General features: G+C 71.7%; 17 protein-coding genes and 1 pseudogene. 5 read left to right on the top strand and 13 right to left on the bottom strand.

Going from position 1 to position 21,348, the window contains the following annotated elements; all coding sequences use genetic code 11:
- Positions 1 to 744 precede the first annotated feature (744 nt).
- Positions 745 to 3,987, top strand: a complete 3,243-nt coding sequence (locus tag OG422_RS17670) for an NACHT domain-containing protein (RefSeq protein ID WP_405743657.1) — start codon at positions 745 to 747, stop codon at positions 3,985 to 3,987.
- 116 nt (positions 3,988 to 4,103) lie between these two features.
- Here OG422_RS17670 and OG422_RS17665 read toward each other — a convergent pair whose 3' ends face one another.
- Positions 4,104 to 6,632 carry an ATP-dependent Clp protease ATP-binding subunit gene (locus OG422_RS17665; RefSeq protein ID WP_143940623.1) on the bottom strand — a complete coding sequence of 843 codons (2,529 nt, stop codon included), beginning with the start codon at positions 6,630 to 6,632 and terminating at the stop codon, positions 4,104 to 4,106.
- A 503-nt stretch (positions 6,633 to 7,135) separates the two neighbouring features.
- On the opposite strand from OG422_RS17665, the pseudogene OG422_RS17660 reads away from it, so the two are divergent.
- A pseudogene (locus OG422_RS17660) lies at positions 7,136 to 7,877 on the top strand (SCO3374 family protein).
- Here the strand turns inward: OG422_RS17660 and OG422_RS17655 are convergent.
- From OG422_RS17655 to OG422_RS17610, 10 genes are all read right to left on the bottom strand, one after another.
- Positions 7,808 to 8,143 carry an Lsr2 family protein gene (locus tag OG422_RS17655; RefSeq protein ID WP_030289381.1) on the bottom strand — a complete coding sequence of 112 codons (336 nt, stop codon included), beginning with the start codon at positions 8,141 to 8,143 and terminating at the stop codon, positions 7,808 to 7,810. The pseudogene OG422_RS17660 and the gene OG422_RS17655 sit on opposite strands and share 70 nt — an antisense overlap.
- A 157-nt stretch (positions 8,144 to 8,300) precedes the next feature.
- Positions 8,301 to 8,819: an amino-acid N-acetyltransferase gene (locus tag OG422_RS17650; protein ID WP_143940625.1), complete on the bottom strand. Its 519-nt coding sequence runs from the start codon at positions 8,817 to 8,819 to the stop codon at positions 8,301 to 8,303.
- 30 nt (positions 8,820 to 8,849) lie between these two features.
- Positions 8,850 to 9,443 carry a BlaI/MecI/CopY family transcriptional regulator gene (locus OG422_RS17645; RefSeq protein ID WP_405743656.1) on the bottom strand — a complete coding sequence of 198 codons (594 nt, stop codon included), beginning with the start codon at positions 9,441 to 9,443 and terminating at the stop codon, positions 8,850 to 8,852.
- Positions 9,444 to 9,579: 136 nt separating this feature from the next.
- Positions 9,580 to 9,759, bottom strand: coding sequence for a hypothetical protein (locus OG422_RS17640; protein ID WP_143940627.1), 180 nt, complete (start codon positions 9,757 to 9,759; stop codon positions 9,580 to 9,582).
- Between the two features lie 45 nt (positions 9,760 to 9,804).
- Complete coding sequence (locus OG422_RS17635) at positions 9,805 to 10,455, bottom strand: hypothetical protein (protein ID WP_405743655.1); 651 nt, start codon at positions 10,453 to 10,455, stop codon at positions 9,805 to 9,807.
- Positions 10,456 to 10,647: 192 nt separating this feature from the next.
- On the bottom strand, positions 10,648 to 11,445 hold the full coding sequence (locus OG422_RS17630) for a type III pantothenate kinase (protein WP_143944771.1): 798 nt from the start codon (positions 11,443 to 11,445) through the stop codon (positions 10,648 to 10,650).
- Between the two features lie 5 nt (positions 11,446 to 11,450).
- Entirely contained in the window at positions 11,451 to 12,518 is a 1,068-nt protein-coding gene (gene nadC, locus OG422_RS17625) for a carboxylating nicotinate-nucleotide diphosphorylase (protein WP_405743654.1), read from the bottom strand.
- 54 nt (positions 12,519 to 12,572) lie between these two features.
- Positions 12,573 to 14,435 carry an L-aspartate oxidase gene (locus tag OG422_RS17620; protein WP_405743653.1) on the bottom strand — a complete coding sequence of 621 codons (1,863 nt, stop codon included), beginning with the start codon at positions 14,433 to 14,435 and terminating at the stop codon, positions 12,573 to 12,575.
- Positions 14,435 to 15,622, bottom strand: a complete 1,188-nt coding sequence (panC, locus tag OG422_RS17615) for a pantoate--beta-alanine ligase (protein WP_405743652.1) — start codon at positions 15,620 to 15,622, stop codon at positions 14,435 to 14,437. Before panC ends, OG422_RS17620 begins: the two co-directional genes overlap by 1 nt.
- Entirely contained in the window at positions 15,619 to 16,716 is a 1,098-nt protein-coding gene (locus OG422_RS17610; protein ID WP_405743651.1) for a Rossmann-like and DUF2520 domain-containing protein, read from the bottom strand. Before OG422_RS17610 ends, panC begins: the two co-directional genes overlap by 4 nt.
- 368 nt (positions 16,717 to 17,084) lie before the next feature.
- Between OG422_RS17610 and OG422_RS17605 the strand changes: the two genes are divergently transcribed.
- Both OG422_RS17605 and OG422_RS17600 read left to right on the top strand, forming a co-directional pair.
- The gene (locus OG422_RS17605) at positions 17,085 to 18,311 is read left to right on the top strand and encodes a threonine aldolase family protein (protein ID WP_405743650.1); all 1,227 of its coding nucleotides are present in this window, start codon (positions 17,085 to 17,087) and stop codon (positions 18,309 to 18,311) included.
- Between the two features lie 265 nt (positions 18,312 to 18,576).
- Positions 18,577 to 18,876 carry a hypothetical protein gene (locus OG422_RS17600; RefSeq protein WP_405743649.1) on the top strand — a complete coding sequence of 100 codons (300 nt, stop codon included), beginning with the start codon at positions 18,577 to 18,579 and terminating at the stop codon, positions 18,874 to 18,876.
- A 123-nt stretch (positions 18,877 to 18,999) separates the two neighbouring features.
- Here OG422_RS17600 and OG422_RS17595 read toward each other — a convergent pair whose 3' ends face one another.
- The gene (locus OG422_RS17595) at positions 19,000 to 19,338 is read right to left on the bottom strand and encodes a hypothetical protein (RefSeq protein WP_405743648.1); all 339 of its coding nucleotides are present in this window, start codon (positions 19,336 to 19,338) and stop codon (positions 19,000 to 19,002) included.
- 99 nt (positions 19,339 to 19,437) lie between these two features.
- Between OG422_RS17595 and OG422_RS17590 the strand changes: the two genes are divergently transcribed.
- On the top strand, positions 19,438 to 20,541 hold the full coding sequence (locus OG422_RS17590; protein WP_143944497.1) for a DUF5937 family protein: 1,104 nt from the start codon (positions 19,438 to 19,440) through the stop codon (positions 20,539 to 20,541).
- Between the two features lie 90 nt (positions 20,542 to 20,631).
- Here OG422_RS17590 and OG422_RS17585 read toward each other — a convergent pair whose 3' ends face one another.
- Positions 20,632 to 21,339 carry a glycoside hydrolase family 75 protein gene (locus OG422_RS17585; RefSeq protein WP_405743647.1) on the bottom strand — a complete coding sequence of 236 codons (708 nt, stop codon included), beginning with the start codon at positions 21,337 to 21,339 and terminating at the stop codon, positions 20,632 to 20,634.
- Positions 21,340 to 21,348 lie beyond the last annotated feature (9 nt).

Here is a 21,348-nt window from a genome sequence, read left to right as displayed (position 1 = left end):
TTCTACTAGCCCGGACCGTAAGCGCGGCGAGGCGCGGATGCTGGCCGGGCACCACGCATGACCGGTGGATCAATCCCCCAAATCACCCCATCTCGCCCACGTGCGACCGATCGCTATACCATGCCTGAACTGGACATATAGACTCACATCACCCAGGTGGTCGCCCCAGCTCCCCGCACCCGGAAAGCGCGACCTACGACACCCGTCCCACACCCCCTCGCACTCCCGGAGAACTCCCCCTAATCCCTCTAGTAGGCGCGAATTCGGCTGTGCGACAAGTCACCAGGGAGCGGACTCCCATCCCTTTTTGCGGGACTTTCGATGTCCGTTTCGGGACCAACGACCTTCTGTGACCGGGGTTACCTCCACCCCTTCCCCGCGGCCTTTCCTTCATCGTTTTCGGGATTTATGTGACCGCGGTTACTCGGAATGGGGGGTGAATGTGACGGGGGTTATGTGACGGCGGTTACTTGCCTTTGCGGGACCCTCCGACCGGGGAGAGACAGCGGCTGCCGACGGGGCCCGTCGCCGGGTGCCGTGGCCGGGGCCCGGCGTCGCCGCGGAAGCGTCCGAAACCGCTCCCGGCCGCCCCGTACGCCCCTAGCCTTGATCGCGCCCGTAGCCGTAGCCGCGCAGGGACGGCGGACGGCCGGGTGCCCGGCCGCGTACGCCAGGGGATCAGAGCCGCGTACACCAGCCGTCAGAGACCTCAAGGCAACAAGGGAACTCGGGGGGCCACCACTCATGGATCCATCCGCCGCCGGCGTACGCCTCGCCTCCGCCGTGGTCGGGCCGCTGGTCCGGAAGCTCTTCGTCCGGGAGGGGCCGGGCGCCGCGCTGACCGGCGCCCCGGTCCGGCTCTCCGCACTGGTGTCCTTCCGCGGCGAGAAACGCACCCTCACCGCGAAGGACCTGCACCAACTCGCCGCCGAGCTGGTGCGCCGCGCCGTCGACGCCGCGGGCCCGGGCGAGCGCCCCGTACCCGCCGACGAGGACACCGCCGTCGCCGACGCCCTGGCCGCCTCCCTGGGCGCCCTCGGCGACCTCGACATGGACGATGTCCAGGCCGTCCAGCTCGGCGCCACCGCACTCGCCGCCCGCCTCACGGCCGCCGCCCCGCACGCCACGCGCGACCTCAGCCAGGGCGCCGAGGAGCTGCACCGCACCCTCCTCACCACGTCCTGCCTGCACATCGTCCACTTCTTCACCCAGCGGTCGACGTTCGTGGCCCGCACCCTCGTCCAGCAGAGCCGCGGCCTGGACACCCTGATCGACCGCGTCGACACCCTCATCGCCCGCCAGCCGTCCGCCCACGCCGCCGACGCCGCCTTCGCACGCGACTACCTCCGCTACATCGCCCGCAAGCACAGCCGCCTGACCATCTACGGCATCGACCTCACCAACTCCCCCGACCGCTGGCCGCTCGACGCCGCCTACCTGAGCCTCCGCGCCGCCCCGCGTCACCACACCGACCCCGGCGGCCTCACCCACCTCGACGGCCTCGGCGCGGAACCCGCGCCGCCGCCCCTCGAACCGGCTGACCGCGCCCTCGCCCACCTCGACCGCGTCCTGCTGCGCGGCGTCGCCGGCTCCGGCAAGAGCACCCTCGTCCAGTGGCTCGCCGTCGGCTGCACACGCGAACCCGCCGAGACCCCGCTCCCCCACCTCTACGGCCGCATCCCCTTCGTTCTCCCGCTCCGCACCCTGCACCGCGCCGACGCGCTGCCCGCCCCGGACCGCTTCCTCTCCACCGTCGGCTGCCCCCTCGCCGGGTCCCAGCCCCCGGGGTGGGCCGAACGCGTCCTGACCGCCGGCCGCGGCCTCCTCCTCGTCGACGGCCTGGACGAGATCCCCGAGGCCGACCGGCGACGCACCCTCGACTGGCTCCGCGACCTCCTCGACGCCTTCCCCGATTCCCCCAACCTGTGGATGGTCACCACCCGCCCCTCCGCCGTCCGCGAGGACTGGCTCGCCGCCGAGAACTTCACGGAACAGACCCTCGCCCCGATGGGCCGCGAGGAGGTGGCCGCCTTCATCGCCCGCTGGCACGCCGCCGCCCGCCCCGACGCCCCCGACCCGGACGTCCTCGACGCATACGAAACGTCCCTGCTCACCGCCGTCCGCACCAAGCAGGACCTCGCCCGGCTCGCCACCAACCCCCTCATGTGCGGCCTGCTCTGCGCCCTCCACCGCGACCGCCGCGGCTACCTCCCCACCGGCCGCAAGGAGCTGTACGACGCGGCGCTGACGATGCTGCTCGCCCGCCGCGACCGGGAACGCGACATGCGCGGCCCCGACGGCATCGAGCTGAGCGACGAACCACAGATCCAGCTCCTGCAACGCCTCGCCTACTGGCTGATCCGCAACGGCCGCACCGAACTCGACCGCACCCACGCCGAACACCTCATCGCCCAGGCCCTGCCCGCGGTCCCCGTAGCCGCCGCCCAAGGCGACGCCCCACAGATCTTCCGCCACCTCCTCCTCCGCAGCGGCCTCCTCCGCGAACCCACGCCCGGCTCCGTCGACTTCATCCACCGCACCTTCCAGGACTACCTGGGCGCGAAGGCGGCCATTGAGGAGGGCGACTTCGGCCTACTGGTGCGGCACGCCGATGACTCCCAGTGGGAGGACGTGATCCGGATGGCGGTGGCGCATGCGCGGCCGCGGGAACGGGGGGCACTTCTTACGGAGCTGGTCGCCTATGGCGACAGCACCGAGGACAAGACCACCCGCATCCGCGTCCATCTCCTGGCCCTGGCCTGCCTGGAACATGCGACGGAGCTGCGGCCCGAGGTGCGGGAGGCGGTGGAGGAGAGGGCGGGGGCGATTCTGCCGCCGCGCACCTCAGAAGAATCCCTCCTACTGGCCGGGGTTGGCCCCTTCGTCGTGGAGCTGCTACCCGGGCCGGAGGACGGGCTGACGGAAGACGAGGCCCGGCAGGTGGTGACCACGGCGGCCAAGATCGGCACCGAGGGCGCGCTGGAGGTGCTGAGGCGGTTCCGCAACCATCCCGGCGTGCACAACCAACTCGCGAGTTCCTGGCCCTCCTTCGCAACCGACCGGTACGCCGAGGAGATCATCCGGCACCTCGATCCGGGCGGCCTCTACTGGGCCGGGTCCACCGCCGAACTTCAAGCTCTCAAGGCACTCGGCGGTCGTACCCGTATGTGGGTGACCGGGGCCCTCACTGAAGAAGAACTCATCGGCGCTCTGGATCTGGAACGCCTCGAATTGCTGTGCCTCATGAATGCCCCAGCCCTCGACGGCCTTGGCTTCCTCCGCGCATCACAGCGGCTGACGGTACTGACATTGAGCGCCTGCCCAAAGGTCACCGACCTCGCCCCGCTGAGCGGGCTCACGGCCCTTCGTGCGTTCAATCTTCGCTATGGCGGCGACGGCTCCACCCGCTTCCCCCGGGGCCTCTCCACCCTTCGTCACCTCGTTAGTTTGATCTTTGATGCCCCTCTCCCCCCGGAGGGCTTGGACGCCTGCCCGACGGAATCCCCACTGACCCAGCTGTCCCTAGGCGCCCCGCTCGGTACCGAGTTCCGTGAAACCTCGGCCTGGCCAAACCTCGCCACGCTCCAGCTTCGCCGCCTCACCGCTGACTTCGGCGAGGAGCAATGGCGGGCCGTCGCCCAGCACAAGAAGCTGACAGACTTCACCTTTGGGGTCCACGACGGCGGACCCCTCCATATCCCCGCCGGGCTTCAGCTCCCCCAGGTGACGACGCTCGCCCTCGTCAACGACGCAAAGGCCCCGGAAACGACCCTCACCGCATTGCTGCGCACAGCCCTCCCTCATTTTCCCGGCGTCCGCACCCTGACGGTGGCGGGCATGCGCTCCCCCGACGCTGTCTTCGAGGTCCCACCGCTCACCGACCTACCCCACCTCGAAGAGCTCTCCCTCTCCCGCCTGCGCCCCGTCCCAGGCACCACCATTCCCCCCGGCGTAAAACTCACCCTCTACCCCGAACCCCGCACCTGACGCACCAAGGGCGCGGCACCCGGCACAGCAAACCCCGCCCCACACAAAACAACACCGCCCCGAACCCATAACCAGGTTCGGGGCGGTGCCACAGGCACTACGCGAAGCGCGAGCCGCTACGCATCCTTGCTCAGATCAGTCGGACCAGACCCACCAGCCGTCGACTCGATCGGCGGCGCATCCGGCAGGGCCGACTTCTCCTCGCCGCGGAAGGTGAAGGCGGCGGAGTCGCCCTCGCCCTCCACGTCGACGACCACGATGTGACCGGGGCGCAGCTCGTTGAAGAGGATCTTCTCCGAGAGGGCGTCCTCGATCTCGCGCTGGATCGTGCGGCGCAGCGGACGGGCGCCGAGCACCGGGTCGTACCCGCGCTTGGCGAGCAGCGACTTGGCCTCGCCGCTCAGCTCGATGCCCATGTCGCGGTCCTTCAGCCGCTCGTCCACCTTGGCGATCATGAGGTCGACGATCTGGATGATGTCGTCCTCGGTGAGCTGGTGGAAGACGACGGTGTCGTCGACACGGTTGAGGAACTCGGGGCGGAAGTGCTGCTTCAGCTCCTCGTTGACCTTGTTCTTCATCCGCTCGTAGCCGGTCTTGGCGTCGCCCTGGGCGGCGAAGCCCAGGTTGAAGCCCTTGGAGATGTCCCGGGTGCCGAGGTTCGTCGTCATGATGATGACGGTGTTCTTGAAGTCCACGACCCGGCCCTGGGAGTCGGTCAGGCGACCGTCCTCCAGGATCTGCAGCAGCGAGTTGAAGATGTCCGGGTGGGCCTTCTCGACCTCGTCGAAGAGCACGACGGAGAACGGCTTGCGGCGCACCTTCTCGGTGAGCTGGCCGCCCTCTTCGTAGCCGACGTAGCCGGGAGGCGAACCGAACAGCCGCGAGACGGTGTGCTTCTCGCTGAACTCCGACATGTCGAGGGAGATCAGCGCGTCCTCGTCGCCGAAGAGGAACTCGGCGAGCGTCTTGGACAGCTCCGTCTTACCGACACCGGACGGACCGGCGAAGATGAACGATCCGCCGGGACGCTTCGGGTCCTTCAGACCGGCACGGGTACGGCGGATGGCCTGCGAGAGCGCCTTGATGGCGTCCTTCTGGCCGATGACGCGCTTGTGCAGCTCGTCTTCCATCCGCAGCAGCCGGGAGGACTCCTCCTCGGTGAGCTTGAAGACCGGGATGCCGGTGGCCGTCGCCAGGACCTCGGCGATCAGCTCCTCGTCCACCTCGGCGACGACGTCCATGTCGCCGGCCTTCCACTCCTTCTCCCGCTTCGCCTTCGCGGCCAGGAGCTGCTTCTCCTTGTCGCGGAGACCGGCGGCCATCTCGAAGTCCTGCGAGTCGATCGCGGACTCCTTCTCGCGGCGCACGTCGGCGATCTTCTCGTCGAACTCGCGGAGGTCCGGCGGCGCGGTCATCCGGCGGATGCGCATCCGGGAGCCGGCCTCGTCGATGAGGTCGATGGCCTTGTCCGGCAGGAAGCGGTCCGAGATGTAGCGGTCGGCGAGGGTGGCCGCGGCGACCAGTGCGGAGTCCGTGATGGACACCCGGTGGTGCGCCTCGTAGCGGTCCCGCAGGCCCTTGAGGATCTCGATGGTGTGCGGCAGCGACGGCTCCGCGACCTGGATGGGCTGGAAGCGGCGCTCCAGCGCCGCGTCCTTCTCCAGGTGCTTGCGGTACTCGTCGAGCGTGGTGGCGCCGATGGTCTGCAGCTCACCGCGGGCCAGCATCGGCTTGAGGATGGAGGCGGCGTCGATCGCGCCCTCGGCGGCGCCCGCACCGACCAGCGTGTGCAGCTCGTCGATGAACAGGATGATGTCGCCGCGGGTGCGGATCTCCTTGAGGACCTTCTTCAGGCGCTCCTCGAAGTCACCGCGGTAGCGGGAGCCGGCGACCAGCGCGCCGAGGTCGAGGGTGTAGAGGTGCTTGTCCTTGAGGGTCTCGGGCACCTCGCCCTTGACGATGGCCTGCGCCAGGCCCTCGACGACGGCGGTCTTGCCGACGCCGGGCTCGCCGATGAGGACCGGGTTGTTCTTGGTGCGGCGGGACAGCACCTGCATGACCCGCTCGATTTCCTTCTCGCGCCCGATGACCGGGTCGAGCTTGGTCTCCCGGGCGGCCTGCGTGAGGTTGCGGCCGAACTGGTCCAGGACGAGGGAGGTCGAGGGCGTGCCCTCGGCGGGGCCGCCGGCGGTGGCGGCTTCCTTGCCCTGGTAGCCGGAGAGCAGCTGGATGACCTGCTGCCGCACCCGGTTGAGATCGGCGCCCAGCTTCACGAGGACCTGGGCGGCGACGCCCTCGCCCTCGCGGATCAGGCCGAGCAGGATGTGCTCGGTGCCGATGTAGTTGTGGCCGAGCTGAAGGGCCTCGCGGAGCGACAGCTCCAGGACCTTCTTGGCACGGGGGGTGAAGGGGATGTGGCCGGACGGAGCCTGCTGGCCCTGCCCGATGATCTCCTCCACCTGCTGGCGGACCGCCTCGAGCGAAATCCCGAGGCTCTCCAGGGCCTTAGCGGCGACACCCTCACCCTCGTGGATCAGGCCCAGGAGAATGTGCTCGGTGCCGATGTAGTTGTGGTTGAGCATCCGGGCTTCTTCCTGAGCCAGGACGACAACCCGCCGCGCGCGGTCGGTGAACCTCTCGAACATCGTAAATCGCTCCTCAGAGCGGTCGGGCAGTGAAGGGGGCGGTCCCCTCCCTGTCCTTCCGCATGCTAGTCCCGCAGGGCGGGACAGCTCATTCCAACTGCCGACACCCGTACGCGGCTCACCCCACTCTCGTAGGGACGTCACCTGCCCCGAACAGCCGACAACTGCTCCAACCCGATGGTGCGAGACGATGTTCCCGCAGGCCAGGCATATACGCCCACCACCACTACGCCCGTGGCGAACGCTGCCCGTTCCGGCGCGGCGTCCCGGAAACCGGCCGTGATGCCGATATCGGGGCGCCGAACGCCGTCACACCGTCTTTTCCCATGATGAATGTCTTACCCGTCGCCACTGACACTCCATGCGGCACGGGCCCCTTCCCTCCGCTACGGGCGAACACCTTCGGACCGATCCGGACCGCCGTCCGCCACCCGGCCGGGCACGGAACGTGCTGCCGCGTCAACCCAACGTAACCTTCCGGGTTCCCGGAAGTTGCACCGGGCATGGCCCGCGCGCTCCCGCATCCCCGTACGCCCCTCGCCGCCGTACGTCGCTGGTACGAGCGGGAACTCGGCTGGCCGACGACCGGCGGGGAGCCGGTGGAGCTGCTGACGGGGGTGCGGTTCGACGTCCTGGAGATGCCTGCGGACGCGGGCCAAGCGGTGCTGCGGCGGCTGCCGCGCACCGGGCCGGTCGCGCTCCTGGGCGGTCATCTCCGTCCGCCGTCCGGCCCCGGGGCGGCGGGGTGCCGCGCCGGGGGTGTTCCGTCCGGGGGCGACGGGATTTCCCGCGTCGATCGGCCGAAAATGCTCATGCTCATCGCGGCGGGCGGCTCCGAGGAACTGCCCGGAATCCTGGAATGGCTGGAGTGGGGCTCACTCGCGGCGGATCTCACGGCGCGGGGCGCCGGAGGGAGTATGACCGCTCCGTCATTCCCCACTTCCGGACCGTCATCATGCGCAATCGGCTCACGGGAGGCCGCGGTATGGATGCGGCCTCCCGAACCGGGATACGAGGCCGAGAATTCCCTGCCCGTCACGGGGATCGGGGCAGGTTTCGGGGAGCGCGGTTGCGTCCCCGACCTCGTACGGCTCGTGAGCGCGGCGGCGACGGAATGCCACCGGGCCCGGTTGCTGCGTGCTCGTAAATGACCAAACGGATCGCGCCGAAGGCGATCAGCCGTTGGCCTTCTCGTATGCCTCGCGAATGTCGGCCGGGACACGGCCGCGGTCATTGACGTTGTAGCCGTTCTCCTTGGCCCACGCGCGCACCTTCGCGGTGTCCTGGCTGCCGCCCGAAGCCGCACGCGCCTTGCCGCGGCCGGAAGCGGAACGGCCTCCGGTACGACGGCCGGCCTTCACGAAGTCGGCAAGAGACTCACGCAGCTTGTCCGCGTTGGCGGTGGTGAGGTCGATCTCGTAGGACTTGCCGTCGAGAGAGAACGTCACGGTCTCGTCGGCCTCGCCGCCGTCGAGGTCGTCGACAAGAAGAACCTGAACCTTCTGTGCCACCGGGTTTCCCTTTCATCGAATGCGGATTACGACGGAAAGCAAACCGCTTTTCCCGGGAAAACACAAACCCCTGGGTAGGGTTCACTTGCCCGCGCACCGGGGAACGCGTCGTGTCCTGGCCATGGGATAGGGGCGCGATTCGGACATAGAACGCCGGTCAGAGGTGCAGAAGCATGCGACTGTTGCCCAGGGTGTTGGGCTTCACTCGTTCGAGACCGAGGAACTCCGCCACGCCCTCGTCATAGGAACGCAGCAGCTCGCTGTAGACATCACCGTCCACCGGAGTCTCGCCGATCTCGACGAAGCCGTGCTTGGCGAAGAAGTCGACTTCGAAGGTGAGACAGAAAATGCGCCGCACGCCGAGCCAGCTCGCGGTCCGCAGCAGCTTGTCCAGGACCTGATGGCCGACGCCGGAGCCCTTGAGCTGCGGGTCCACGGCGAGGGTGCGAACCTCGGCGAGGTCTTCCCACATCACATGGAGCGCGCCGCAGCCGACGACCTCGGCGTCCTCATCGCGCTCGGCGACCCAGAACTCCTGGATGTCCTCGTAAAGCGTGACGGTGGCTTTGTCGAGCAGGATGCCGTCACGGGAGTACGAGTCGATGAGGTGGCGTACGGCGGGCACATCGGCGGTCCTGGCGCGGCGGACGGTGAGCCCTTTTGAATGCGGAGGCATGCGGCTTGAATGCGGAGGCATGCGGCGACGCTATCGCTCCGCGGCGCTCGCGTCCGCTCCGGGTTCCTCGCCTTCCGCCGGGGCGGTGCGGCGGGGCTCTTCCGTGACTTCTTCCGGTGCCGCATCGGGCGCCTGAGCGGTGTTCCGGCGGGCGTCCTCCCGCGGGGCGCCTTCCGCTTCTCCGGCGGGTCCGCCGCCGGATGCCTGCTCGGGGGTGGCGGGGGCTTCCGTGGCATCGGTGAGTTCTGCGGGCGGGGCCGGTTCGTCGACCTGAACCATACGGACCGCATCGCGCAGAGCGTTGCGTTGCTCGGGCGACATCATGCCGAAGAACGCGACAAGAGCGGCTGCCGGGTTGTCGCTCGCGGACCACGCTTCGTTCATGAGTGCGGCCGAGTATGCGGCGCGGGTGGAGACCGCCTCATATCGATAGGCGCGGCCTTCCGCTTCGCGCCGGACCCAGCCCTTCTGGTGAAGGTTGTCCAATACCGTCATGACGGTCGTGTACGCGATCGACCGTTCCTTCTGCAGGTCTTCCAGAACTTCCCGGACGGTGACCGGGCGGTTCCACTCCCAGACCCGCGTCATGACGGCGTCTTCCAGCTCACCCAATGGTCTCGGCACACTTGAAGAATAGTGGGAGATGTCGCGATTGCCGGTTCATCAGGTGCGTTTGCACGGGAAAAACGAGGTACGGCCCGGGAGGGAATCCCGGGCCGTACGAAGTGCGGGTGGCGATGCCGCCGGATTGGGCGGAAGGTCAGGCGCCGCGCGTGGTGGGCTCCTGGCCGGAAGCGGCCGATTCGGCGAACGCGGCGTCCACCGCGGCGTCTTCCTTGGCCTTGTTCTGACCGCCCTGACTCTTGACCATGACCACAATCAGCGCGGTGAACGCCACGGCCATTAGTGCGGGCGGGAAGAGCGCGGCGACGTAATCCATGGCGGGGGCCTCCTCGGGGCGTGAGGATTCCAGGGTACGCAGCGCTCAGGCCGTACGGGCCGCGGGGGGCGGCGCGGGGCGACGGCGGCGCGGGAAGACCTCCCCCGGGGTGGGTACCGGGCGCTCGGGCCGCGGTTCCTTGGGGGCGGGCCGCGGGGCGGGCCGGGACGCGGGGTCGGGCGCGGGGCGGTGGGGCGCGGGGCGGGGCTCGTCGGCACTGCGGGCGCCCGGCAGGGCCCTCAGGCGGGCGTCCGCCGGGTGGGCGGGGGCGGCCCGCCCGGTGGACGCCTCGCAGCGGCGCGGCAGTCCGGCACGGCGGACGCCCTCGGCGGCCCCGGCGGCCCTCGGCGCGAGGGCGTGCAGGGCGGCTAGGTCGTCGGCTCCGGGGACGCAGCCGACGGCGAGCGCCTCGTCCAGGCGGGCGAGGTAGCCGGGGGCCGCGCCGGGGAGGGCGGCGCGGTAGCGGGCGAGGTCGGCGAGGAGGAAGGCGCGCAGCCGGGCGCCTTCGCGCTCCGCCTCGTCGACGGCCTCGGCCAGCCGGAGGTACTCCTGAGGCTCCACGGTGTGCTCGGGCCCGGCGGGGCCGGGCGGGGTGGCGGGCGTCGACCGGCGGGCGTGGGCGAGGGCGCGGCGGAGCACGCGCAGTTCGTCGGCGCTGAACACCATGCCGCCGCGGGTTCCGTATGGCATAGGCATGCAGCGGACTTTACGTGCAACTAGGACAAAAGCCGCTTAACGGGATTTCGATGGCGTGGGGTGGGGCCCCGGGGAGAGCGGAAAAGGGCGCGGCCCCGGGGCGCGCGCCTGGGTGGCGCGTCCCGGGGCCGTGCGGGCCGTTCGAGCGGGCGGCGGGGTACGGGCGCGGGGGCCGTGTCCGTACCGGCCGGGTCAGGAGCGGGCGACGTTGCGTTCGTGGACGAGGCGGAGGCCGATGAGGGTGAGCCACGGTTCGTGTTCGTCGATCTCGGCGGCCTCGCCCAGGACCATGGGGGCGAGTCCGCCGGTGGCGATGACGGTCACGTCGTCCGGGTCGTCGGCGAGTTCGCGGACCATCCGGCGGACGACGCCGTCGACCTGGCCGGCGAAGCCGTAGAGGATGCCGGACTGCATCGCCTCGACGGTGTTCTTGCCGATGACGCTGCGCGGCCGGGCCAGTTCGATCTTGCGGAGCTGAGCGCCCCGGACGCCGAGGGCGTCCACGGAGATCTCGATGCCGGGCGCGATGACGCCGCCGACGTACTCACCGCGGGCGCTGACCGCGTCGAAGGTGGTGGCGGTGCCGAAGTCGACGACGACGGCGGGGCCCCCGTACAGCTCGACGGCGGCCAGCGAGTTGATGATCCGGTCGGCGCCGACCTCCTTGGGGTTGTCCATGAGGATCGGCACGCCCGTCTTGACGCCGGGCTCCACCAGGACGGCCGGTACGTCGCCGTAGTAGCGGCGGGTGACCTCGCGCAGTTCGTGCAGGACGGAGGGGACGGTGGAGCAGATGGCGATGCCGTCGATGCCGTCGCCGAGGTCGTCGCCCAGGAGCGGGTGCATGCCCATCAGGCCGTGCAGCAGGACGGCGAGTTCGTCGGCGGTGCGGCGGGCATCGGTGGAGATCCGCCAGTGCTCGACGATGTCCTCGCCGTCGAAGAGCCCGAGGACGGTGTGGGTGTTGCCCACGTCAATGGTCAGCAGCATGGCGGTCAGCGGTCCTCGTGCTCGTCGTCGGCCGGGGCGGTGGCGGGGGCCTCTTCGCGCAGGTCGAGGCCGATGTCGAGGACCGGTGCGGAGTGGGTGAGGGCGCCGACGGCGAGGAAGTCGACGCCGGTGCGGCCGTACCGGGCGGCGTTGTCGAGGGTGAGGCGCCCGGAGGACTCCAGGATCGCGCGGCCCGCCACCAGGACGACGGCCTCCTCGGTCTGCTCCGGGGTGAAGTTGTCCAGGAGGATCAGGTCGGCGCCCTCCGCGAGGATCGGCGGGATCTGGTCGAGGCGGTCGACCTCGACCTCGATCGGCACGCCGGGGAACTCGTCGCGTACGGCGGTGAACGCCGCGGCGACGCCGCCCGCCGCGATGACGTGGTTGTCCTTGATCAGCGCGGCGTCCGACAGCGACATGCGGTGGTTGACGCCGCCGCCGCAGCGCACCGCGAACTTCTCCAGGGCGCGCAGCCCCGGGGTGGTCTTACGGGTGTCGCGGACCTTGGCCCCGGTGCCCTCCAGGGCGTCGGCCCAGGCGCGGGTGGCGGTGGCGATGCCGGAGAGGCGGCCCAGGAGGTTGAGGGCGCTGCGCTCGGCGGTGAGGAGGTCGCGGGTGCGGGTGGTGACGCTGAGGAGCGTCGTGCCGGCCTCGACGCGGTCGCCGTCCTCGACATGCCGCTCGACCTCGAACTCCTCGGTGCACACCAGGGAGAGCACCGCTTCGGCGACCCGCAGCCCGGCGACCGTGCCGGCCTGGCGGGCGGTGAAGTCGCCGGTGGACACGGACTCCTCGGGGACGGTCGCGACGGTGGTGACGTCCACGCCCTCGTCGAGGTCCTCCTCCAGGGCGAGGTGGGCGATGCCCTCCACCTGGACGGGGTCGAGCCCGGCGGCCACCAGGAGGGCGGCGAGGTCCGGGTCGAGGCCGCAGGTCAGCGGGTCGAGGTCGTAGCCCTCGTCGGGCCCGCCGCAGCCGCAGGCGTCGCCGCAGCCGCCACCGGCGGGCGTCTCGGCCGACGGCCGGCCGATGCCGATCTGGAGGAGGGGGAGGTCGTCGGGGGTGCTGCTCACGGGTGGGCTCCGTATCGGGAAGAGGCGGGTGGTGCGGCGGTCGGTGGGGGCGCGTCAGGCGGTCGGCGCGCCGGGGGCGCGTACGGGGTCCGGTGCGCCGGGGGCGGGTGCGCCCTGGGCGGGTGCGCCCTGGGCGGGTGCCGTCGGCGGGAAGGCGGCGGTCTCCGTGGTGTGGACGGCCAGGGTGCGGCCGGCGCCGAGGGCGATGCGGAAGTGGCGGCGCCAGACGGCGTCGTCGCGTCCGGGGTGGTCCTCGCGCCAGTGGCAGCCGCGGGTCTCCTCCCGGCGCTGCGCCGCGGCGACGAGGACCCGGGCGACGCACAGCAGGTTGGTGGCCTCCCACGCCTCGACACCGGGCTCGGGCACCTTGACGTCGGGGGCGCCGTCGCCGTCGGCCGCGGCCGCCTCTTGGCGGAGCCGGTCGAGCGCGGCGGCGGCCCGCGCGAGGCTGTCGGCGCTGCGCAGCACCCCGGCGCCCTCCGTCATGACGCGCTGCACCCGCACCCGCGCCTCGGGGGCGAGCAGGGGGAGGGTGGTGCCCGGGGGGGACGCGTCGGGGGTGGGTGCGCCCTTGGGGGCGGCGGTGTCCCCCGGAGCAGCCGGACCCGGCTCGCCCGGGGCGGTGCCCGCGTCCGGCTCGCCCGGGGCGAGGTCCCTCGCGATGCGTTCCGCGAAGACCAGGCCCTCCAGCAGGGAGTTGGAGGCGAGGCGGTTCGCCCCGTGGACGCCGGTGCAGGCGACCTCGCCGCAGGCGTAGAGCCCGGGGACGGTCGTGCGGCCCCAGAGGTCGGTGCGGACGCCCCCGGAGGCGTAGTGGGCGGCCGGGGCCACCGGGATGGGCTGGGTGACGGGGTCGATGCCGTGGCTGCGGCAGGCCGCGAGGATGGTGGGGAAGCGGGTCTCCCACATGGCGGCGCCGAAGTGCCGGGCGTCGAGGAACATGTGGTCGGTACCGGCTTCGTGGGCGCGGCGCATGATCGCCTTGGCGACGATGTCGCGCGGGGCGAGTTCGGCGAGTTCGTGCTGGCCCACCATGAAGCGGTGGCCGTCCGCGTCGACCAGGTGGGCGCCCTCACCGCGGACCGCCTCGGAGATGAGCGGTTGCTGCCCTTCCGCTTCCGCGCCCAGGTAGAGGACCGTGGGGTGGAACTGCACGAACTCCAGGTCGGAGATCTCCGCCCCGGCCCGTAGGGCGAGAGCGACGCCGTCACCGGTGGAGACTGCCGGGTTGGTGGTGGCGGAGAAGACCTGCCCCATGCCGCCGGTGGCGAGGACCACGGCGGGGGCGTGTACGGCGCCCACGCCGTCGTGACGGCCCTCGCCCATCACGTGCAGGGTGACGCCCGCGGTACGGCCCCGGTCGTCGGTCAGCAGGTCGAGGACGAGCGCGTTCTCGATGGTGCGCAGCCCGGCGGCGCGGACCGCGGCGACCAGCGCGCGGGAGATCTCCACGCCGGTCGCGTCGCCACCGGCGTGCGCGATACGGCGGCGGTGGTGGCCGCCCTCCCGGGTGAGCGCGATGCCCTCGCCCCCCGGGGTGGTGTCGAACCGGGCGCCCGCCCCGATGAGGCGGCGTACGGCGGCCGGTCCTTCGGTGACCAGGGTGCGGACGGCTTCCTCGTCGCAGAGCCCGGCTCCGGCGACGAGGGTGTCCGCCAGGTGCTGTTCGGGGGTGTCGCCCTCCCCCAGGGCGGCGGCGATGCCGCCCTGTGCCCACCGGGTGGAGCCGTCGTCCAGGCACGCCTTGGTGACGACGACGGTGCGGCGTCCCGCGGCGGCGCAGCGCAGCGCGGCGGTCAGGCCCGCGACGCCGGAGCCCACGACGACGACATCGGCGTCGATGGCCCAGCCCGGGGCGGGCGCGGTCAGCCGTATGCCGGTGGAGCCGGGGACGGTGCCTGTTCCGGTGGCGGTCATCAGGACGCTCCGAGGGGGCCTTGGGATTCGTCGGACGCGGCCCCTCCGGGGGCCTGCGGTGAGATTACGGCCGCCCCGCCCCGGGTGCGCGGGGCCCCCTGGGATGCGCCCGGGGCGGGGTCGTCTCCTTGGGCAGTACGGGACCCGAAGCGGAGGCGGATGTTGTCGATGAGGCGGGTGGTGCCGACCCGGGCGGCGAGCGCCAGGACCGCTTCGCCTTCGTAGCCGTCGGGGACCTCGGCGAAGTCCGACGGGTCGACGAGCGCGAGGTAGTCCAGCTCCAGCGGCGGGTCGAGGCGGGCGGCGTCGGCGAGGACGGCGTGCGCGGCGGCGCGCGCCACGGCGGGCCCCGGCCGCCCCGCGGCGGCCTGGGCGACGGCGTGGGCGTCCGCGGCGGCCCGTTCCTCGCCGAGGGCGGCCAGCGCCTCGGAGCGGCGCTGTGAGCGGGGCCCGTCGGCTCCGGCGCGGGCGCGCAGCGCCTCCTCGGCGGTGAGCCGGTCCCGGGCGGCGAACAGCGCCGTGGACAGCGCCAGGGCGGTGCGGCGCTCGTCGGCGGAGAGGTAGCGGTTGCGGCTGGAGCGCGCCAGCCCGTCGTCCTCCCGGACGGTGGGGACGCCCACGATCTCCACCGGGAAGTTCAGGTCGGCGGCCATCCTGGTGATGACGGCGAGCTGCTGCGCGTCCTTCTCGCCGAACAGCGCCACGTCCGGGCCGGTCAGGTGCAGCAGCTTGGCGACGACGGTGAGGACGCCGTCGAAGTGCCCGGGGCGGCTGGCGCCCTCCAGGAGCGTGCCCATCGGCCCGGCGGCGACCCTGACCTGCGGTTCGCCGCCCGGGTAGACCTCGTCGGCGGAGGGCGCGAAGACGACGTCGGCGCCCGCCGCGGCGGCGACGCGGACATCGGCGTCCAGGGTGCGGGGGTAGCGGTCGAGGTCTTCGCCCGCGCCGAACTGCAGCGGATTGACGAAGACCGTCACGACCACCTGGCCACGCGGACCCACCCGTTCCCGGGCGGCGCGCACCAAGGTGGCGTGCCCCTCGTGGAGCGCGCCCATGGTCATGACGACGGCGCGCGGACCGTCGCCGCGCGCCGTGGAGCGGAGTTCGGCGGCGGTGTGGAGGAGTTGGGGGGTGGGGGCCTGGTCAGGGGCGGGAGTCGGATGCGGGCCGGGGGTGGCGGTGGTCATCGGGGGTCGTCTCCCTTGGGGCCCTCGTCTCCCTTGGGGGACTGGTCCGGGCTGTGGTCCCTGGGGGAGCCGGGGTCCGGGGCGTCCTCGGGGCCGTCTTCCGGGGCGCTCGCCGGGGCGTCGGGCCCGGGGCGGGTGCCTTCGGCCCGGGTGTCTCCGGGAGCGGTGGTTGCCCCCGGGCGCCCCGGGGGCGCGGTGTCGGCGAGGACGCCGAGCAGGTCCTCGGCCAGTTCCGGCTTGAGCAGGCCGTGGGCGAGCGCCCGGTCGGCCGTCGTACGGGCCATCGCCAGGTAACCGGCGACGCTCTGCGGCGCGTGCCTGCGCAGTTCGGCGACGTGCGCCGCCACGGTGCCCGCGTCGCCGCGCGCCACCGGGCCGGTCAGGGCCGCGTCACCGGAGCGGAGGGCGTTGTCGAGGGCCGCGCCGAGCAGCGGGCCGAGCATCCGGGCCGGCGCCCCGACACCGGCGGTGCGGAGCAGCTCCATCGCCTGGGCGACCAGCGTGACCAGGTGGTTCGCGCCGATCGTCAGGGCCGCGTGGTAGAGCGGACGGGCCTCCTCCGCGATCCATTCGGGTTCCCCGCCCATCTCGATGACCAGGGCTTCGGCGGCCATCCGCAGCGCCTCGGGCGAGGTGACCCCGAAGGAGCAACCGGCCAGCCGCTGGACGTCGACGGGCGTACCGGTGAACGTCATCGCCGGGTGGAGGGCGAGCGGCAGCGCGCCCGCCCTGGTGGCGGGGTCCAGCACGGCCGTCCCGTACCGGCCCGACGTGTGCACCAGCAGCTGTCCCGGGCGTACCGCACCGGTCTCGGCGAGCCCCGCCACGAGGCCGGCCAGCGCGTCGTCGGGGACGGTCAGCAGGACGAGGTCGGCGCGGGCCAGCACCTCGGCGGGCGGCACCAGCGGCACCTCGGGCAGCAGGGCCGCCGCGCGCCGTACGGAGGCGTCGGACACCCCGGAGACGGCGACCGGACGGTGTCCGGCGAGCTGGAGCGAAGCGGCGAGAGCGGGGCCGACGCGACCGGCGCCGACAACGCCGACGGTCAGTCGGGCCGGGCGGTCCTGGGCCTCGATGGGCGGGATTGCGTTCACGTGGCGATGGCCTTCCGTTCCAGTCCTCAGGGGGTACCGGACGATTCATCGCCATGCTACGCGAGTGTTTCCGGCCGCCTCCGGGCCCGGCGACGGGCACCATCCGACCGCCGTCCGCGTCATCGTCGGGCCGCCGCCCACGTCACCGTCCGGCCCGCCCCGCCGCCGCCCGACCGCCGCGCCACGGCCCGTCCCACCATTCCTTCCAAAAAAGCCTTGCCTCGCCATTTCCGCAGGTCAGGGATGCATTGTCGGGAGGTCACAGAAAGTTGTCCACAGGCCGAGCGGCGGTGGCATCGCGTACGCCATCATCGAGGCAACGCCGCGGAGCACCGGCTCGGCGGAGACCGGCACGGACGGGGGAGACCATGCACGGAAACACCCGGCACGACCACCACCAGCCCACCCGACAGCCCGACCGACACACACCGCCACGACAAGAGGCCGACCCTGGCGCGGAGCCCGGCGTCGGCGACCGGCACCGGCGACTCGCGGCGGCGCGCGGCGCGAAGCGGACCCTGGCCGCCCGACCGCAGACCCTCCGCGAACGGCTCGACGGCCTCCTCTCCGACTCCCCGGGCGCCTACGACCTCGACGCCTGGCCCGACATGTACGGCAACGACGACGGCATCGTCGGCGAGCTGGAGCGCCGCACCGCCGACGCGCTGGGCGCCGAGGCCGCCGCGTTCTTCCCCACCGGGACGATGGCGCAGCAGGTGGCCCTGCGCTGCTGGGCCGGGCGCACGGGCAACGCCACCGTCGCCGGTCACCCGCTCTCCCATATGGAGGTCCACGAGCGCGACGCGTACGCCACGCTCAGCGGCCTGCGGATGGTCCACCCGACCGGTGAGCCACGCACACCGACGGCCGACGAGGTCCATGCCCTGCAGGAGCCGTTCGGCACCCTGGCGCTGGAACTGCCACTGCGGGACGCCGGGTTCGTCCTGCCCGGGTGGGACGAGCTGACGGCGTCCGTCGAGGCGGCCCGGGAGCGGGACGCGGTGGTCCACTTCGACGGGGCCCGCCTCTGGGAGTGCACGCCCCACTTCGGGCGCGGGCTCCCGGAGATCGCCGCCCTCGCCGACAGCGTGTACGTCTCGTTCTACAAGTCGCTCGGCGGCATCGGCGGCGCCGCCCTGGTGGGCAGCGAGAGCTTCATCGAGGAGACCCGCGCCTGGCGGCACCGCTACGGCGGGCAGATCTTCCAGCAGTGGCCGACGGCGCTGACCGCACTCGCCGGGCTGGACGCCGAACTGCCGCGCCTGCCCGCGTACGTCGCCCAGGCGAAGGATGTCGCGCGGGCCCTGACGGAGGGGCTGGCCGAGTCGTCCGTGCCGTGGTTCCGCGTCCATCCGCGGGAACCGCACACCCATCAGTTCCGGCTGTGGCTGCCGTATCCGGCGCAGGCGCTGAACGACGCCGGTCTGCGGCAGGCGCGGGAGACGGGAACGAGCATGTTCCAGACCTGGTTCGAGGACGCCACCCCGGGCCTCGCGACCACGGAGGTGACGGTGCAGGCACCCGCACTGGAGTGGACGGCGGCCGACATACGGGCGGCACTTGCGGACTTCGTCGCGCGGGTCACCGCTGCCTGAGCGGCCGGGCCGACCGGCCCAGCGACCGCGGGCGTACGGCGCCGTCCTGGTCGGCGGCGGTCTGGCCTAGGTGGTTTCGTTTGGATCAGTTCGTCATTGATGCGGATGTGCCGTTGGTCAGCAGGAATGTGCACGGCGTCCCGTTGTCCAAAAGACGATCACTCGTTTGAAGGGCTTCGGCATACCGGGGCGATCTCGTGACAAGTCTTCCGTCGGCCGTCGAGGACGGCCAAGCAATCTAGAGCAAAGACGGAGGAAGTCGACGATGAGCTTTGTTCAGACCGGAAAGATCGATCTGAAGTCCGACAACGCGATCGAGACGAGCGGCGGTAACACCTCGACCTTCACGCGCGTCACTTTCCCCAGCCCGTTCCCGCCTGGCTCCAGCGTCGTTGTCCTCCCACTGACCCAGACCTTCAACGGGCCGGAGACGCCAGGCATCCGAATCCATGACGTCACCAACACGGGCTTCCTCATTCGCATGAACGAGGTGTACGCCGGCGCCACCAAGAGCGACGGCAAGCACACCACCGAAACCATCGGCTGGCTGGCCGCAACCGTCTAATGCACCTGCTCCGGCCGGGCTCTGGCCACTCCCTCATTTGAAGAGCGCCCGGCCAGAGCACCACTGCGCGCTGGTGCCGATAGCGAGGCTCTGAGAACCGCTCAATGATCCAAACGACAGACCCTAGCCGCACGGGGAGGCCGCGCGGCGTCGGGCGGCGGCCTCGGTACGTCGCCCGGAGCGGACCGGGTGCCCGGCGGCGGGCCGAACGGCGGTGTCGGAGGCGGACGGGTCGCGGTGGAGCGGACGGGGGTGCAGAAGGGACGCCCCCAGGCTCCGGACGGCGCGCAGGACGCGGGCCGAGAAGCGATCGGCGGGAGCCGTGACGACGGAGGTGAACCGTCTCCACAGGAGAACCTCGCGGACGGTGCGGACGGTGTCGGTGCCCGGCTGGACGGGCGGGGCCTCGCCCCGCTGTGCGGCACGGTAGGCGTCGAGAAGGTGCTGCTGGTTGGCGTTCATGGCCTCACTGTGGGGCGGCCCCAGGCGTCGGCGCGCGTCGATTGACGGAAGCGGTCAAACGACGTTCCCGCAGGTCCCGGGCGGACGCATGATGAGGGCATGGCCAACGTCATCGACATCACCGGGCTCCCGCCCGAGCGCATCGTCTTCTCGCCGTCGCCGCTCGCGGAGCTGGGCGCCGCGCTGCACGCGCTGTCCGAACCGGGCCACCACCCGGGGCTGCACGGCTGGGTCACGGCGACCTCGTCCGGGCTGAAGACCGACCTCGCCGACCGGCTGTGCGAGGCGGACTTCCTGTGGCGGTCCGCCCGTTCGGACCTGCTGCTGCCGGCCCGCCCGGGAGCGACGCTGGCCGACGACCTCGATGCGATGGACACGATCGACGACGAACGGTTCGTGGCCGCCGCCTTCGAGATCACATGCTCCTCCACGTACGCCCGCTGCACACCGTCGCCCCTCGTGGACGCGGAGGAACGCGCCCGCGTACGGGAGATGGCAGCGGCCCGCGGCCCGCGGCAGGCCGCGTTCACCGACCGCATGCTCACCGACCCGGACGGGCTGCGGATATGGCTCAGGAGACTGTTCGAAGACTGTGAGGAGGCGTTCTTCGGAGACATCTGGCGACGCGTAGGTATCCCACTCGCCGCCGACGCCCGGCACAAGACGGAGCTGCTACGGCGCAAGGGCCTCGCCGAGACCCTGCCCGCCACCTCGACCGCGCTCGCCCTGGAGAGCGTGCCGGGCGGCAGCGAACGCATCCTCGTCGACAAGCTCGCCGGGGGCCGCACCACGGCGTTCGAGGACGCCGACGACCCGGGGCTGACGCTCATCCCGACATCGTTCGGCTGGCCCCACCTGCTGCTCGGCCATGCGCCGGGCTGGCGGCCGGTGCTCCAGTACCCGGTGGCGAGCCCCGAGTTGCCCGCACCGGCCACGCTGGAACTCGTCCAACAACGTCTCGACGCGCTGGCGCACCCGATGCGGATGAAGCTGTGCCGGTCACTGTCGCGCGGGCCGCACACGACCGGGGAGCTGGCGAACGCGTTCGGCATCACAGCGCCCGAGGTGTCCCGGCACATCGCGGCGCTCAAAAAGGCCGGGCTCATCCAGACCCGGCGCCGCGGCCGCTACGTGCTGCACCAACTGGACCTCCAGGTGGTCGCACGCCTCGGCAGCGACTTCCTGGAGGGGGTCCTGCGGTAGGGGGTGGGGAGGAGGGAGGGGTGGGGGGAGGGGGAGGGGGAGGGGGAGGGGGAGCCCCCCCCCGGGCCCTCGCCCGCCCCGAGCCACCCCTCAGTTCTCCTGCAGGAACTTCTTGGCCAGTTCGTCCCCCCGGCTGACCGCGTCACCATGGCTCTCGATGGGCGATGCCTGGGAGTTCTTGAAGAGGATGTAGGTGACGCCGGAGTCGGCTCCGCCGGTCTCCGGGTCGGGGTCTATGCCCAGGCTCTTGGCGGTCGCGTAGGACGCCTCGCCGATGATCTTGTCGGGGCCGGTGTCCCCGACGACGGCGTATTCGACCTGGTTGTTGTAGATGACGGCGACGACGCCGCCGCCCTTGATGCCGTCCTTGGTGTAGTCCCAGATGCTGCTGGAGCTGGGCACGACGACGAACGGCAGCTCGGCGGCGTTGAGCGGTTTGTCGTCCGACTGGTGGAACCGGGTGTCGCCCTGGAACCAGGGGTCGGTCTTTTCGTTGCACTGGTCGGTGATCTGGCCGTCGCAGTCGATGTCCATGTCGGCCTTCCAGAAGACCGCGCCGTTCTTGCCGCAGACGGGGACCGTGGCGGAGGTCTCCTCATCGGTGCGGTACTTGCCGTTGGAGATCTGACCGCAGTCCTTGAGTTTGGCCAGCAGGTCGGCGGCGCTGACGCTGCCTTCCTGTACGGGGTGGACCGTGGCGACGGCGGGCGCGGTGGCCTGGGCGGAGGCCGGCAGGGCGGCCGCGGTGAGCAGCGCGGCGCCGGCGACGGTGGCGAGAGCAAGGTTTCTTGTCCGCACTGGGGAACC

This window comes from Streptomyces sp. NBC_01525 (assembly GCF_045040405.1).
GTDB classification, from domain to species: Bacteria; Actinomycetota; Actinomycetes; order Streptomycetales; family Streptomycetaceae; genus Streptomyces; species Streptomyces benahoarensis.
Note: the sequence above shows the minus strand (reverse complement) of the source record. Positions and strands in the feature narration are given on the sequence as shown.